Annotated in this window: 9 protein-coding genes; 3 read left to right on the forward strand and 6 right to left on the reverse strand. The window is 70.4% G+C overall.

The window, feature by feature from the left end; all coding sequences use genetic code 11:
- Nucleotides 1-14: 14 nt before the first annotated feature.
- On the reverse strand, nt 15-1448 hold the full coding sequence (locus FOF48_RS08535; RefSeq protein ID WP_304503203.1) for a rhomboid family intramembrane serine protease: 1434 nt from the start codon (nt 1446-1448) through the stop codon (nt 15-17).
- Between the two features lie 228 nt (nt 1449-1676).
- On the opposite strand from FOF48_RS08535, the gene FOF48_RS08540 reads away from it, so the two are divergent.
- On the forward strand, nt 1677-3485 hold the full coding sequence (locus tag FOF48_RS08540; protein WP_143899746.1) for an FHA domain-containing protein: 1809 nt from the start codon (nt 1677-1679) through the stop codon (nt 3483-3485).
- A 42-nt stretch (nt 3486-3527) separates the two neighbouring features.
- Nucleotides 3528-4121, forward strand: coding sequence for a response regulator (locus FOF48_RS08545; protein WP_014398871.1), 594 nt, complete (start codon nt 3528-3530; stop codon nt 4119-4121).
- Here the strand turns inward: FOF48_RS08545 and FOF48_RS08550 are convergent.
- Genes FOF48_RS08550 through FOF48_RS08560 form a run of 3 tightly spaced genes read right to left on the reverse strand, consistent with a single transcriptional unit; the run spans nt 4118 to nt 6532 of the window.
- Nucleotides 4118-4882: an enoyl-CoA hydratase/isomerase family protein gene (locus tag FOF48_RS08550; RefSeq protein WP_143899748.1), complete on the reverse strand. Its 765-nt coding sequence runs from the start codon at nt 4880-4882 to the stop codon at nt 4118-4120. The two genes, FOF48_RS08545 and FOF48_RS08550, sit on opposite strands and share 4 nt — an antisense overlap.
- Before the next feature lie 37 nt (nt 4883-4919).
- Nucleotides 4920-5132 (reverse strand): biotin/lipoyl-binding carrier protein, encoded by a 213-nt coding sequence (locus FOF48_RS08555; protein WP_143899751.1) that lies wholly within the window; start codon nt 5130-5132, stop codon nt 4920-4922.
- 50 nt (nt 5133-5182) lie between these two features.
- Complete coding sequence (locus FOF48_RS08560) at nt 5183-6532, reverse strand: acetyl/propionyl/methylcrotonyl-CoA carboxylase subunit alpha (protein WP_143899753.1); 1350 nt, start codon at nt 6530-6532, stop codon at nt 5183-5185.
- 173 nt (nt 6533-6705) lie between these two features.
- Between FOF48_RS08560 and FOF48_RS08565 the strand changes: the two genes are divergently transcribed.
- Nucleotides 6706-7050, forward strand: coding sequence for a hypothetical protein (locus FOF48_RS08565; protein ID WP_255442009.1), 345 nt, complete (start codon nt 6706-6708; stop codon nt 7048-7050).
- Between the two features lie 12 nt (nt 7051-7062).
- Here the strand turns inward: FOF48_RS08565 and ftsZ are convergent, their stop codons facing one another.
- Nucleotides 7063-8298, reverse strand: a complete 1236-nt coding sequence (ftsZ, locus tag FOF48_RS08570) for a cell division protein FtsZ (protein WP_143899757.1) — start codon at nt 8296-8298, stop codon at nt 7063-7065.
- Nucleotides 8299-8639: 341 nt separating this feature from the next.
- Nucleotides 8640-14477 carry an Ig-like domain-containing protein gene (locus FOF48_RS08575; RefSeq protein ID WP_255442010.1) on the reverse strand — a complete coding sequence of 1946 codons (5838 nt, stop codon included), beginning with the start codon at nt 14475-14477 and terminating at the stop codon, nt 8640-8642.
- Nucleotides 14478-14512 lie beyond the last annotated feature (35 nt).

Consider the following 14512-nt stretch of genomic DNA (forward strand, 5'->3'; position numbering starts at 1 on the left):
GCGGCACGCTCTGTCTACGGCTCTGACGTTTCGAGCGCCGCCTTCAGAGCGCCCTCGACCGCGCGAAGCCGCGCGTCGCGAGGATCCACGCGGCGGGCCTCCTCCAAGCGCAGCAGGGCGCCCGCGGTGTCCCCCCGCGCCAGCTCACACCGAACCCCCGCCTCCAGCGCGCCCGTATCGGAGGGCCCGTACACCCGCGCTTCGGCCGCCGCGTGACACCCCTCGTCCACCTGCCCGGACTCGAAGAACGCGCGGGCCAGCTCCACTCGCGTGTCGACGTCCGCCGGGGCCAGCCGCACCGCCGAGGCCAGGGGCTCCACCGCATCCGCTGGCAGCCCCCATCGCCGCAGCGCGTGCCCCAGCTCGCGCAGCGGCCCCGCGACGCCCGGCACCAGCAGTGCACGGGCCCGGGCGAAGCGCAGGCTCGCGGGCTCCTCGAAGCGCACCTCCGCCGTCATCCGCTCCACCACGCGTCCATACGCGGGGTAGGCCTGGGGCCAGGTGAAGACCAGCCGGTACACCCACTCGCCCCGGGGCACGAACCACGCAATCAGGTGCGTCCGCCCACCGGGGCCCTCCAGCTCCGCGCGGATCCGCTGCGCGGGTCGGCCGCCCAGCGACGCGGGCTCCACTCCGCCCACCGACACCGTGCGCCCCTCGGGCCCCGCCACGCCAGGCACCAGCGCCTCATCCCGGAAGTGCCGGGCCTGCGCGGAGCCGTCCCCAGGCTCACCCGCTTCGATGGCCTCCGCGGAGAGCGAGGCCCGACCCAGGCCCGAGAGTCCGTTGGAGAAGGCCCGCCGCCCCTGTCCGTCCTCCTCCCTGCGCCACCCGTCCGGCAGCGACACCGCCAACCCGAAGCCGTCGTCACGCTCCACGCGCCACCCCGAGCGCTCCGCCACCACCGCCGCCGCGCCCAGCCCCACGAGCCCCACCAACAGCCCCGCCCGCGCGAGTCCGGCCCCCCACGCCCGGGAGCGGGGAAGGACGCCCACGAGCAAGCCCGCCAGCAGCCCCCCCAGGTGCCCTGCGTTGTCCACGCCCACGCTCGTCCAGCCGAGCCACAGGAAGACAAGCACCGTGGGAAGCGCGTTCTCTCCGGAGAACCACCGGAAGCGCGCCCCCGGTCCCGACCGCGCGCGCCGCCCCATCACCAGCAGCGCGCCCACGCAGCCGAACACCCACCCGGATGCGCCCACGCTCACCGCTGGGGACCACCAGAGCGAGCCCGTCATCGTCGCCAGACCCGACACGGTGAGCAGCGCCACGAAGTCCCACCACCGGCACGCGCGCTCCACCGCGGTGCCCACTCCGGCGAACACCAGCAGGTTGAGCCCCAGGTGCAGCCCGTCCCGGTGGAGGAGGTTGGCGGACAGGAGCCGCCAGCCCTGGCCCGCGTCCGTCACCAGCGGCCCTGACTTGGCCCCCCAGTGGATCAGCGCATCCACTCCGGGTGGCCCCCCGGACGCAACCACCGCGTACAGAATGGCCTGCAGCCCGATCAGCGCTATCGTGAGCCACGGTACCCTGACTTCCCCACCCTTTCCGGCCATTCGACCGATGGACAACAGTGCCTCCCTCACCCTGGGATGGGCGAAAAACCCTGTTGTTCTCGGGGGATACATGGCTTGTCTCGGCAAAGGGCATTCTGCTATAGCTGTACTCGGACCGGACCCGTGCTGAAGCTCATCATCGAAGACGACGAGGGGCGCAAGACCGTTGTTCCCTTCGTGCGCGACGAAATCACCATTGGCCGTCAGGAGGGCAACACGATCCGCCTGACCGAGCGGAACGTGTCACGTCGACACGCCCGGCTGGTGCGCCTCAATGGACACGTCGTGCTCGAAGACCTGGGGAGCTACAACGGCACCCGGATCAACGGCGAGCGCGTCGCAGGCCAGCTCCCTCTCAAGGAGGGCGACCTCATCCAGATCGGCGACTACGATCTGGCATTGCAGGTCGAGGGCGCGGCCAACGCCGGCCCCCCCGCTGGCGCCATCACCGCCAAGGTGCCCGCCTCCCGCCGGCCAGAGCCGGAGGAGGACGACGCCCCTCGCGCCACCATGTCGGATGGGGAGGACGAGGAGGAGGAGGACGACGACGGCGACGAGCACGACCACACGCCCCCGTCGGCGGCGGATGTGCGCCGCAACGCGACCTCCATCATCCGCATGGACCAGATGGAGGCCGACCGGCCGCGCCGCGTGGAGCGCGTCCCGGAGGACGAGCAGCCCCGGCTGCTCGTGCTCGGCCCCACGGAGTTCAAGGGCCAGGAGTACGACTGCAACCGCACGGAGCTGCGGATCGGCCGGACGTCGGAGAACGACGTCGCGCTGGACCACCGCTCGCTGTCCCGGACGCACGCGAAGATCGTGCGCGAGGAGACGGGGGAGTGGCGGGTCATCGACATGCAGTCGGCCAACGGGCTGACGGTCAACGGCGAGAGCTACGCCCAGGCGACGCTGGCGCACGGCGACATCATCGAGATGGGCCACGTGAAGCTGCGCTTCGTGGGTCCGGGCTCGCTGGCGGAGGACATCGCCGCGCAGGGCCGCTCCGGCTCCAAGAAGATGCTGGTGGCCGCGGTGATTGCGTTCGTGTCCATTGGCGCGGGCGCGGCGCTCTTCGTGGTCAAGGGACAGGACCTCCTGCCCAAGCCGCCGGACGCCACGCCGCCCGTGGTCGCCGAACAACAGACGCCCCCGGAGCCGGCGCAGGACCCGAAGCCGCCGGAGACCGTGGCGACCCGTCCCACGCCCCCGGACAAGACCGCCCCGGAGACACCCGCGGTCGACCCGAAGGCGCTGGAACAAGAGTTCGAGAAGACGCTCGCGGCCGCGGAGCTCGACAAGGCCGGCGCGGCCATCGCCTCCCTCCAGCAGGTGAAGGGCTACCCGGGCGCCCGGCTCAAGGACTACCAGCGGCGGCTGGACGTGGAGACCAAGGCCAAGCAGCAAATCGACGCCGCGGAGGCGGCGCTCCAGGGCAACCGGCCCACCGACGCCGGCAGCGCGCTCAAGGGCTTCCCGACGAACACGGTGGCCTTCGCCAGCCGCTACGAGACGGTCAAGAAGCAGGCGGACGAGGCCCAGCGGCTTGCCGCGGAGGCTGCGGCAACCTCGGCGAAGCCGCCCCAGCTGGCGTCCGAGTACATGAAGAACAAGAAGGCCGCCGACGTCGTCCGGGACATCGGCGACATCCAGGCCAAGGTGCGGGCTGTCCTCAAGGAGGACGCCAATGGAGCGCTGGCGATCGCCAAGGATTGCGCCGCGCTGGCTCCGAATCTCCCCGAGTGCCACCTGATGCTGGGCGTGACGTACGCCACGCTCAAGGACTTCAAGATGAGCGTGGACCACTACACGAAGTTCCTCACGCTCACCGAAGACGGCTATCCCAAACGGGATCTGGTGATCAAAGCATTGGCCAAGATCAACGGGACATCGGCCCCCACCCAGAATCCCCCCGCCTCAAGCAATGGCGAATAGACCCCCGCAGCACTTCCCTCAACCCTGCAGCGAGGAGACGCTGTGCAGATTCGCATCCTGGTAGTTGATGACGAGCAGGACAACTGCGACTACCTCAAGCTGGTGCTGACCCGTGAAGGCTATGAGGTGGTCACCACCACGGACCCCACTCAAACGGTGGACATCCTCCGGGGCTCCGACTTCCACCTCGTCATCCTCGACATGATGATGCCGCAGATGTCCGGGACCGAGGTCCTGGAGCTGATCCGCAAGTACGACACGGACATCGCGGTCATCGTCGCCACGGCGTACCCCACCGTGGATACGGCCGTCGCGTCGCTCAAGGCGCAGGCGTCCGACTACGTGAAGAAGCCCATGGAGCCGGAGCAGTTCACGGCCGCCGTGCGCAACGCGTTGCAGAAGAAGGGCCTGTCCCAGGACCCGGAAGCCGACCTGCACCGCGCCATTGGCCGCACCATCCGCGACGCGCGCAAGACGCAAGAGCTCACGCTCAAGCAGCTCGCCCGCCGCACCGGCCTGTCCGTGTCGCTGCTGTCCCAGATTGAACGCGCGGAGTCCTCCGCGTCCATCTCGTCGCTCTACAAGATCGCCTCCGCGCTTCAGCTGCGCATGGGCGAGCTGTTCGGCGACACCTAGCGACCGGTGAACCGGGGCGCGCGCTTCTCCAGGAAGGCCGCGCGCCCCTCCTTGGCGTCGTCACTGCCAAACGCCTCGCCGCGCACCTGACGCAGCCGCGCGACGTCCTCCGGGGACACCCCGGAGCGCGACAGCAGCCCGAACGCCTCCTTCATCCCCGACACCGCCTTTGGCGCCCCCGCGGCCAGCGTCGCGCACAGCGCCAGCGCGCGGGCTTCCGCGTCCTCGGGGCACTCGTCCAGCAGCCCCCACGCGAGCGCCTCCGCCGCCGGCAGCCGCCGCGCCGTGAGGAACAGCTGCTTGGCCCGCGACAGCCCCACCAGCCGCACCGCCCGCGCCAGGCCCTCCGGCGAGTACACGATGCCCAGCCGGGCCGGAGGCATGAGGAAGAACGCGTCCTGCGCGCCCACGCGGAAGTCACAGGAGGCCGCCAGGTCGAAGCCCGCCCCCACCGCGCCGCCCTGCACCAGCGCCACCGACGGCGCCGGGTGCCGCTCCAGCTTCAGCAGGCACGCCACCAGCGCGTCATCCGGCAGCCGCCCGTCCGCGCCCGGTGGCCCCAGGTGCGTCAAGTCATAGCCCGCGCAGAAGTGCCCTCCCTGCCCGCGCACCAGCAGCGCGCGCACGTGGGAGGCGGGCTCCAGCGCCGCGTCCAGCCGGGCCAGCAACGCGTCATCCAGCGCGTTGCGCCGCGACGGGTTGGAGACGGTCAGCACCCGGACGCCGCCCTCGCGATCCTCCACCTCCAGCGTGGGCTTCATCCTTCGCGTCGCTCCCCGTCCCCTTCGGACCGCGTGGCTAGCCGAGCACCACGAGGACGTCGCCCTCGTTGACCGCCTGCGACTCCTTGCAGCGGATCTCCTTCACGGTGCCGCCCTCTTCGGCCTCCACCGGCATCTCCATCTTCATCGACTCGAGGATGACGAGCGTGGTGCCGGGCTCCACCGTGTCGCCCACCTTCACTTCGATCTTCCACACCGTGCCCGTGATGTGCGCCGCAACGTCCGCCATGAACCAGTCCCTCCTCGGGTGGGAACAACGAGCGCGGTGCCCCGCGCCCCTTAAGGCTTCGCGTGATGATCCAGGAAGTGCGTGTCCAGCTCGCCGGCGCTGAAGGCAGGGGCCTTCAGGATGCGCAGGTGGAGCGGGATGTTCGTCTTGATGCCTTCGATGCGGAAGGACTCCAGGGCCTTCACCGCGCGGGCGATCGCCTCGTCGCGCGTGGCGCCGCTGATGATGAGCTTGGCGATCATCGGGTCGTAGTTCGGCGTCACCACGTCGCCCTCGGCGTAGCCGGAGTCCAGGCGCACGCCCTCGCCCGTGGGCGGCTGGAACACCTTCAGCGGTCCGGGGGACGGGAAGTACTTCACCGGGTCCTCCGCGTAGATGCGGAACTCCAGCGCCGCGCCCTTCCGCTTCACGTCCTCCTGCTTCACCGTCAGCTTCTCGCCCGCCGCGATGCGCAGCTGCCAGCCGATGAGGTCCAGGCCCGTGGTCAGCTCCGTCACCGGGTGCTCCACCTGGAGCCGGGCGTTCATCTCGATGAAGTACACCTGCCCGTCCGAGTACAGGAACTCCACCGTGCCCGCGTTGGCGTAGCCGAACGTCTTCGCCGCGGTGACCGCCGCCGTGAACAGCGTGTCGGCCAGCGCCGCGTTGCGTCCGTTGGCGAACAGAACCGACGGGGCCTCCTCCACCACCTTCTGGTGCCGGCGCTGGATGGAGCACTCGCGCTCCAGGCCGTGGATGAGGTGGCCGTGGGTGTCCCCGAGGATCTGCACCTCGATGTGGCGGGGCGCCGGGAAGTAGCGCTCCAGGTACACGCCCTCACGGCCGAAGGCGGCCTTCGCCCGGTCCGTGCACTGGCGGTACACCTTCTCCAGCTCCGCGGGGTTGCTCGCCGCCGCCATGCCGATGCCGCCACCGCCGCTCGCCGCCTTGCACAGGACCGGGTAGCCAATGCGCTCCGCGGCCTCCAGGGCGCTCTGAACGTCCGGCAGCACACCGTCGCTGCCCGGCACCACCGGCACGCCCGCGGCGGCCACCAGCTTGCGCGCCTGGCTCTTGTCCTTCATCCGCGCCATGGCCTCCGGCGGCGGCCCCACGAAGACGAGGCCCGCGTCCGCGCACGCCTGCGCGAAGTCGCCGTTCTCCGACAGGAAGCCGTAGCCGGGGTGCACCGCCTGCGCCCCCGTCTTCTTCGCCGCCTCCAGGATGGCCGGGATGCTCAGGTAGCTGTCCTTCGCCGGCGCCGGGCCGATGCGCACGGCCTCGTCCGCCTCCTTCACGAACGGCAACCCCACGTCCGCGTCCGAGTGCACCGCCACCGTCTTGACGCCCATGCCCCGGGCGACCGCCCCGATGCGACGCGCGATTTCACCCCGGTTGGCGATGAGCAGCTTCTGGAACATGAAGGGCACCCTGGCGTTGCGAAGGGCGGCCAAACTAACCCCCACCCTGTTGACTGACAAGCGTCCGGACGGGCGCGCAACAGGTCCGTACAGTCCCGTAAATTTGCGGGCTTGCGAGCCCCTGGCGTACCTTGCCCGACGTGAAGCCTCCCTCGACAGGAACGCAAGGCGTCGTGGACCTGCATGGTGCCCGTCGCGCCCGCCGTCTGGACTTGTACCGGAACCGGCTCAACCAGCGGCAGCAGGACACCCGCGCCAACCTGGTGACGCTCTACGAGGGCGGCACCCTCTTCACGCCCGACGGCACGAAGCACGGCCGCTCCCTGCTGAAGGCCCTCCAGCTCCTGCAGCGCGCGGGCACCCGCCTGGAGGAGCTCTCCGGCGACGGCCTGCTCCCCGCCCCCAGCGCGTCGGAGCGCATCGACGCGCTCTACGACGAGGTGGACGGGCTCTTCACCCGCTGTGACCGCCTCACCGGCCGGGGCACGGCGAGCGTCGCCCGCCTCCCCCGCGGCTGACGCCCCGCGGGCCTACGGCAGCTCCGTCTGGCCCTGGCGGCGCAGGAACGTGGGGATGTCGAACTGATCCTCGTCCAGGGGCAGCGCCGCGTCCTTCACCACCGCCGTGCGCGCGCTCTGGATGGAGGACTTCGGGGTCTCCACGCTGGACAGGGTCGGACGGGGGGTGCTCTTCGCGGGCACCAGGCTCGCCACCTCCTCGCGCGTCGAGGACAGCACGGACGACGGCGCGGGGGGGCGGCCCACCAGCGGCACCTGGACCACCTGCGCCATGGGGCGCACCTTCTGCGCGTCCCGGTGCACGAAGCCCGTGGCGATGATGGTGATCTTCACCTCGTCCTGGATCTGCTCGTCGATGAGCGACCCGAAGATGATCTCCGCCTCGCCGTCCGCCGCGTCGTGCACCAGCGTCAGCGCCTCGTTGACCTCCTGGAGGGTCATGTCGCGGCCGCCGGTGATGTTGATGAGCAGGCCGGTGGCGCCGTCGATGGAGACGTCCTCCAGCAGCGGGCTGGAGATGGCCTGCTGCATGGCGGTGATGGCGCGCCGGTCGCCGCAGGCGTGGCCCGTGCCCATCAGCGCCAGGCCCTTGTCGCTCATGATGGTCTTCACATCCGCGAAGTCCACGTTGATGTAGCCGTGGTACTGGATGAGGTCGCTGATGCCCTGCACGGCGTTGAGCAGGACTTCGTCCGCGCGCTTGAAGGTCTCCAGCAGCGGCATGGGCTCATTGGAGAGCGACAGCAGCCGCTGGTTGGGGATGGTGATGAGCGTGTCCACCGCGGCCTTGAGCTCCACGATGCCCTGCTCGGCCTGCTTGCGGCGCTTGTTGCCTTCGAAGAGGAACGGCTTGGTGACGACACCCACCGTGAGGCAGCCCAGGCTCTTGGCGATGTCCGCGATGATGGGCGCGGCGCCCGTGCCGGTGCCGCCGCCCATGCCCGCGGTGACGAAGACCATGTCGGCGCCTTCCAGCACCGCGGCGATCTGATCTCGCGACTCCAGCGCGGCCTCGCGGCCCATCTCCGGGTTGGCGCCCGCGCCCAGGCCCTTGGTGAGCGCCTGGCCCAGCTGCAACCGGGTGGGCGCCTTGCTCGCGGCGAGCGCCTGGACATCGGTGTTGGCGGCGATGAAATCGACGCGGTCGAGCTTCGACAGAATCATCGTGTTGACCGCGTTGCAGCCCGCCCCGCCCGCGCCCACGACACGAATCTTCGCGGCCTGCTTGTTCTGCTCGAACTGGTCCATGTCGTCCTCGTGGCGGAAGCACCGCGGCGCCGTCCGCGGAAACACCCACCCTCGACAATCATCAGGAAGTCGGGCCCTTTGGCAAGTATTCCGCTACCTGCCTGTAGCGCCCTGCTGCGCGACCGAGTCCTGACGCCCACTTACGTGGCCTGGCGTCAGCGGGCATGCGGACAGCGCCCCCGCGCCCCCCCCCTCTTGACTCGCGCCGGGTGACTCGCCGTGGTCGGTCACACGCCCCGTTTCAGCGTGCGTGACGTGACAGGACGGACGCCGGGAACGAAGAGGCCCGGCTCCCCCTTGGGGGGACCGGGCCTCTCCACTTCACTCACGGCGATGGCGCGTTACGGGGCGGGCTTCTCCACCTCGACCTTGGCCATCCTCGCGATGTTGAACTCCACGCGGCGGTTGTTCTCCCGGCCCGCGGCCGTCTTGTTCGAGTCCACCGGCTTCGTCTCGCCGTAGCCCTCGGACTCGAGGCGCTCGCCCGCGATGCCCGCGTTGATGAGGAACACGCGCACGTTGGCGGCGCGGCGCTTGGACAGGTCCAGGTTGGCGGCGTCGTTGCCCTGACTGTCCGTGTGCCCCTCGATGCGCAGCAGCTCCACCTGCGGGTTGGCGCGCAGCACGGCGGCCACCTGCTTCAGGATGGGGAACGAGCGCGGCAGGATGACGTCCTTGTTCGTGGCGAAGTAGACCTTCTCCAGGATGAGGATGCGCTCGCCCTCGACGAGCACCTTGACCTTGCCCTTGTCCGGGCAGCCGTCCTCGTCATCCACGCCGTTGATGGTCTCCGGCTCGTTGGGGCACTTGTCCAGCGTGTCGGGGATGCCGTCCTTGTCGTTGTCCGGGTCCGGGCAGCCGTCGGTGTCCTCGAAGCCGTCGAAGTCCTCGGGCGCGTTGGGGCACTTGTCGTCCGGATCCATGATGCCGTCGCCGTCGGAGTCCACCGGCGCGGGCGGGGGCGGCGGGGGCGCGGTGTCCGGGCAGCCGTCCGTGTCCTCGAAGCCGTTGAACGTCTCCGGCTCGTTGGGGCACTTGTCCGCCGTGTCGGGGATGCCGTCGTTGTCGTTGTCCAGGTCCGCGCAGCCATCCTCGTCCTGGAACCCGTCGTAGTCCTCCGGGCCCTCCGGGCACACCGGCCGGGGCGGCGCCGGGGCGCGCTCGGGGGTGCTGTAGGCGAGCCCCGCGAGCACGCGGAAGGTGGGCGTGCCGTAGCCGTGCGTCAGCCCCGGGCCCGCGCCCAGGTGGACGCCCAGCCCGCTCTGCGCGCGGTACTTCAGCGCCGCGAGCAGCTCCAGCGGACGCTCCTCCGCGTCCTGCTGCTTGAAGCCCAGCGCGCCGACGAGCGAAGCCTCCGCCGCGAGGGGCACATCCCCGACCTTGAAGGGCAGCTCCGCGCCCAGCCCGTACGCCAGCGCGCTGCCGACGTTCAGGTTGCGCAGCTGCTGCGCCTTGCGGATGTCCACGCCCAGGTTGGCCAGCACGCGGAAGCGCGTGCCGTACTCCGCCACCAGGCGCGGGTTGACGGAGACGCCGGACCCGCCGAGGAAGTTCGAGGCGCCGCCCGTGGGCAGCGACACGGGCACCGCCACCGACAGGCCGTAGTTGTCACCGTCCAGCAGCCGCGCCTTCGGGATGAGCCGCAGGTCCCCGATGCCGCCGCCACTCACCCCGTTGGCGAAGGAGGAGTCCACGGCCGGCGAAGCCTCCGAACCCTGGACGGTGATGGGCAGCACGACGCCGATTTCGAAGCGGTCGAAGAGGCCGACGGCGCCCATCAGGTCCACGCCCACCTGGCTCTTCACCAGGGAGGTGACGTACGTGTCCGAGCGGGGGTCGAAGAAGTTGAGCGGCTTGTCGGCGTAGTTGACCGACATCCCCACGTTCCACCCCAGGTGCCGCTGCACCTTGGCGCCCTGCACGGCGAGCACGTCCGAGATGCCCGGGCCCGGCTTGTACTGCTGCACGTCGATGGCCTGCGACACCGCGGTGGCCTGCGCGCGGGCGTCCGTGCCCACGAACAGCGCGGTCACGAACACGGCCAGCGCCCCACCCGCTCGCGCCAGGAACGCCCCGGCGCGGCGGAAGCGGCGGCCCACCAGGGGCAGGGCCAGCAGCAGGAGCGCGAAGGGCGCCAGCGAGCCGGTCCCCTCCCCCGTGCTGCAGCCGTGGCCCACGACCAGGAAGTCATCGTTGGCGTCCAGCGGGTCGGTGCCACCGCGCACCTCCGTGCCGTCGTCGATGCCGCCCAGGTCGGTGTCCCGCATGTTCGGGTCCGTCTCGGTCGCGTCGCGGCGGCCGTCGTGGTTGGCGTCTTCCTCGCCATCCTTCAGGCTATCGCCGTCCGTGTCCGGGTTCTTCGGATCCGTCTTCGTCGTCGGGTCCGCGTCCGGCTTGAAGTTCGGCGACGACTTGTCCGTCCCGGACGGCGCGGTCTCCGCGGTGACACCCATCTCGGTGCCGTCGAGGATGCCGTCGTTGTCGCTGTCGGGGTCGAGCGCGTCGATGATGCCATCGCCGTCCGTGTCCTTGATGCCGTCCAGGCCGTCCGGCACGCCGTCATCGTCGGTGTCGTTGTCGAACGGATCCAGGCCCAGCTCCAGCTCGGTGGCGTTGTCGATGCCGTCACCGTCCGCGTCCTTGTCGTCCGCGGGGTTGTTCGGGTCGGTCTCCAGCACGTCCACGCGGCCGTTGTGGTTCGCGTCCTCGATGCCGTCGAACACGCCGCCGCCGTCGGTGTCCTTCTTGGTCGGGTCCGTCTTCGTGTTCGGGTCCTGATCCGCGACGAACTTCGTCGGGTCGGTGTCCGAGCCCTGCGGCTGGGTGAGGCCCAGCTCCAGGCCGTCCGTCAGGCCGTCGCCGTCCGTGTCCGGGTTGCGCGGGTCGGTCTCACCGGGGTCCACGACCCCGTTGTGGTTGGCGTCCTCGTTGCCGTCGAGCAGACCGTCGTCATCCGAGTCGTCATCCAGGGGGTTCGTCTCACCGGGGTCCAGGATGCCGTTGTGGTTGGCGTCCTCGATGCCGTCGGGCAGACCGTCACCGTCCGTGTCCGGGTTGAGCGGGTCAGTGCCGCCGACCTTGACCTCGATGCCGTCGGGGATGCCGTCGCCATCGGTGTCCGGGTTGAACGGATCCGTGCCGAGCGCGAGCTCCTCCGCGTCCGTCAGGCCGTCGCCATCCGAGTCCAGCGCCGCCGTCCAGTTGAAGGTGGTGCTCGCGGGGGCGCTGGTGCTGCCCGAGCCATCCGAGGACACCGCCGTCACCGTGTACGCGCGCTGGGTCAGGGTGATGGGCAGCACGTAGCTCCAGTTGCCGGAGCCATTCACGGCGATGGGGCCGTAGTTCGTCCCGTCGAGCGTCAGCGTCACGGACGTGGCGTTCGTGGACGTACCGGACACCGTCACCGGAGAGGTGCCAATCGTCGAGCCGTTGACCGGCGTGGTGATGGCCACCGTGGGCGCCGGCAGGTCCACCGTGAAGCTGGTGGAGGCAGGAGCGCTGGTGCTGGTGCCGTTGGAGGCCACCGCCGTCACCGAGTACGCGCCTTCCGCCAGCGGGCCCGGCAGCGCGAAGGTCCAGTTGCCAGAGCCATCCACGGCGATGGGGCCGTAGTTGGTGCCCTGGAAGGTCAGCGTCACGGACGTGGCGCCGCCCGCGGTCGAACCGGAGACCGTCACGTTGGGGGTGGTGACCGTGGAGCCGTTGGCCGGCGCGTTGATGGCCACCGCCAGCACGGTCAGGTTCACGTTGAAGGTGGAGGTCGCGGTCGCGCTGGTGTTGCCCGCCGCGTCCGAGGACACCGCCGTCACCGTGTACGCGCGCTGGGTCAGGGTGACCGGCGGCGTGAAGCTCCAGTTGCCGGAGCCATCCACGGAGATGGGGCCGTAGCTCGTCCCGTCGAAGACGAGCGACACGGACGTCGCCCCCGTGGACGTGCCCGTCACGGTCACCGTGTTGGTGAGCACCGTGGAGCCGTTGGCCGGAGCGGTGATGGCCACCGTCGGCGCGGTGAGATCCACCGTGAAGGTGGAGGTCGCGGGCGTGCTGGTGTTGCCCGCCGCGTCCGTGGCCACCGCCGTCACCGTGTACGAGCCTTCCGCCAGCGGGCCGGGCAGCGTGTAGCTCCAGTGGCCGTTGCCATCCACGGAGATGGGGCCGTAGCTGGTGCCCTCGAAGGTGAGCGTGACGAACGTCGCGCCCACGGAGGTACCGGTGACGGTCACCGTGTCGGTGCCAAGCGTGGCGCCGTTGGCCGGCGTGGTGATGCCGACCTCCGGATCCGTGAGGTCCACGGTGAAGGTGGTGTCATCCGTGGTGCTGGTGTTGCCCGCCGCGTCCGTGGCCGTCGCGGTCACGGTGTACGTGCCGTCGGTCAGGGACACCGGCAGCGTGTAGCTCCAGTTGCCGGAGCCATCCACCGGGATGGGGCCATAGGTGGTCCCGTTGTAGGTCACGGTCACGGACGTGGCGCCCGTGGACGTACCCGTGATCGTCACCGTGTCGGTGCCAATCGTGGAGCCGTCACCCGGCGTGGTGATGGCCACCGTCGGCGGGGTCAGGTCCACCGTGAAGGTGGAGCTCGCCGTGGCGCTGTTCGTGCCCGCGCCGTTCATGGACACGGCGGTCACGGTGTACGAGCCCTCGGCCAGGGGGCCGGGCAGCGCGTAGCTCCAGTGGCCGGAGCCATCCACCGCGATGGGGCCGTAGCTGGCGCCATCGAAGGTGAGCGTCACGGACGTCGCGTTCGTGGTCGTGCCGGTGACCGTCACGGTGCTCGTGTTCACCGACGTGCCGTTGGCCGGCGTGCTGATGGCCACGGTGGGGACCGTGAGGTCCACGTCGAAGGTGGTGGTCGCGGGCGTGCTGATGTTGCCCGCCGCATCCGTGGCCGTCGCGGTCACGGTGTACGTGCCTTCCGCCAGGGTGACGGGCAGCGCGTAGGTCCAGTTGCCGGAGGCATCCACCGGGATGGGGCCGTAGTTCGTCCCGTTGTAGGTCAGCGTGACGGACGTCGCGCCGGAGGAGGTGCCCGTCACCGTCACCGTGTTGGTGCCAACGACGGAGCCGTTGGCCGGCGAGCTGATGGCCACGGTCGGCGCCGTCACGTCCACCGTGAAGGTGGAGGTCGCGGGCGTGCTGGTGTTGCCCGCCGCGTCCACCGCCACCGCGGTCACCGTGTAGTCGCCCTCGGCCAGCGGGCCGGGCAGCGCGTAGCTCCAGTTGCCGGAGGCATCCACGGAGATGGGGCCGTAGCTGGCGCCCTCGAAGGTCAGCGTCACGTACGACGCGCCGGAGGAGGTGCCCGTCACCGTCACATTGGGGGTGTTGATGGTGGAGCCGTTGACCGGCGTGCTGATGGCCACCGTCGGAGGCGTCTGGTCCACCGTGAAGGTGGTGCTCGCGGGGGTACTGTTGGTGCCCGCGCTGTTGGAGGACACGGCGGTCACGGTGTACGTGCCGTCGGCCAGGGGACCCGGCAGCGCCTGGCTCCAGTTACCCGCGCCATTCACCGTGATGGGGCCGTAGTTCGTCCCCTGGAAGGTGACCGTCACGGACGTCGCGTTCGTGGAGGTACCCGTCACCGTCACGTTGGGGGTGTTGAGCAGCGAGCCGTTGGCCGGGGTGCTGATGGCCACCGTCGGCGCCGCCACGTTCACCGTGAAGGTGGAGGAGGCCGTGGTGCTGCTGGTGGTGCCGTTCGAGGAGACCGCGGTCACGGTGTACGTGCCATTGGTCAGGTTGCCCGGCAGCGAGTAGGTCCAGTTGCCACCCGTCACCGTGATGGGGCCGTAGTTCGTCCCCTGGAACGTCACCGTCACGCTCGTCGCGTTCGCGGCCGTGCCCGTCACCGTCACCGAGGAGGTGCTGATCGTCGAGCCGTTGGCCGGCGTGGTGATGGCCACCGTCGGCCCGGCCACCGTGAAGGTGGAGGAGGCCTGCGTGCTCGTGGTCGTGCCGTTCGTGGACGTCGCCGTCACGGTGTACGTGCCGTTGGCCAGCGGGCCGGGCAGCGCCTGGCTCCAGTTGCCGCCCGTCACCGTGATGGGGCCGTAGTTGGTGCCCTGGAACGTCACCGTCACGCTCGTCGCGTTCGTCGCCGTGCCCGTCACCGTCACGTTCGGGTTCGTCACCGTCGCGCCGTTGGCCGGCGTGGTGATGGCCACCGTCGGCCCGGCCACCGTGAAGGTGGAGGAGGCCTGCGTGCTCGTGGTCG

The organism is Corallococcus sp. Z5C101001 (assembly GCF_007352635.1).
In the GTDB taxonomy this organism is placed as follows: Bacteria; Myxococcota; Myxococcia; order Myxococcales; family Myxococcaceae; genus Corallococcus; species Corallococcus silvisoli.

What these genes read in the sequence shown, in the direction of transcription:
- ftsZ (WP_143899757.1), bottom strand. Translation starts at nt 8,298, where the DNA reads ATGGACCAGTTCGAGCAGAACAAGCAGGCCGCGAAGATTCGTGTCGTG.
- FOF48_RS08555 (WP_143899751.1), bottom strand. Translation starts at nt 5,132, where the DNA reads ATGGCGGACGTTGCGGCGCACATCACGGGCACGGTGTGGAAGATCGAA.
- FOF48_RS08550 (WP_143899748.1), bottom strand. Translation starts at nt 4,882, where the DNA reads ATGAAGCCCACGCTGGAGGTGGAGGATCGCGAGGGCGGCGTCCGGGTG.
- FOF48_RS08560 (WP_143899753.1), bottom strand. Translation starts at nt 6,532, where the DNA reads ATGTTCCAGAAGCTGCTCATCGCCAACCGGGGTGAAATCGCGCGTCGC.